Raw genomic sequence first — 852 nt, 5'->3', positions numbered from 1 at the left:
GACAATGAGACCATTCCACAGTCTGACAAGGGAGACTTTATTGCCGTACTCGTACTTCTTGTGGTCCTTCCCCTTGCTGATGCACAACACGTCCGGCTCATGAAGGGAGTAGATCTTGTGACCGTCCATTCTCTCGCCGTTAACAAACTTCATGCAGACCTCAATACGTTCTTGGTAAGAGTTCTCAGGGGGCAAATTCCGAACCAGCTCGCGCAACAGCCTTCCGGCGATGGTGCGCATCCGACGGTCGGCTTTCCTTACCTTGGCTGAACTGTTCTTCCTGCCACGGAAACGCTGCACAAGCTTAAGTCTCTTGATTTCCCCGGCATAGCTTTGGCGCACCTTGAGATGCTCTGCATGAGCCACGTCGCGGCAGAAACCGATGATTTTATTCAGGAGTTTCGAATCCGTGGGGAACGTGACGTTCTTCTCCTGCACGGTTGAGTCGATAAAGGCTGTCTGCTCGGTGTCGGACTTGCGTCCACGACCGTCCTTGCCGTCATTTCTGTTTTCATTCTCTTTCCGCTTGTCGTCAAGCAGCAGGTTGACCCGGATGCTCTCCTTGAGAATCAACTCCATGCCCGCCTCGCCAATGCGATGGCGGAACTCCACGAGTTCCGTCGGTACGCAAGGCTTGGCGATGGTGAAGGATTCCATTCCGCAAAAATACTGGTAGTAGGCGTTCTCCGAGAACTGTTCCACGACGCTCTCGTCCGAGACGTTGCGAATATGCTTCAGCACTATAAGACCGACCATCAGGCGGATAGGCTTGGCCATGCGTCCGTTGTCCTTACAGTACAAGGGGGCAAAGGAACGCTCAAAGGTTTCCCAATTTATCAGATTGGCAAGTTT

1 protein-coding gene is annotated in these 852 nt (G+C 52.8%); it reads right to left on the bottom strand.

The genetic code is table 11. The features are described from left to right. Positions 1–852, bottom strand: an 852-nt coding sequence (locus tag E0E16_RS10575; RefSeq protein WP_130830639.1) for an IS5 family transposase, incomplete at both ends; no start/stop codon positions are given.

This window comes from Prevotella rectalis (genome assembly GCF_900607215.1).
In the GTDB taxonomy this organism is placed as follows: Bacteria; Bacteroidota; Bacteroidia; order Bacteroidales; family Bacteroidaceae; genus Prevotella; species Prevotella brunnea.
This window is presented reverse-complemented; position numbering and strand designations above follow the sequence as displayed.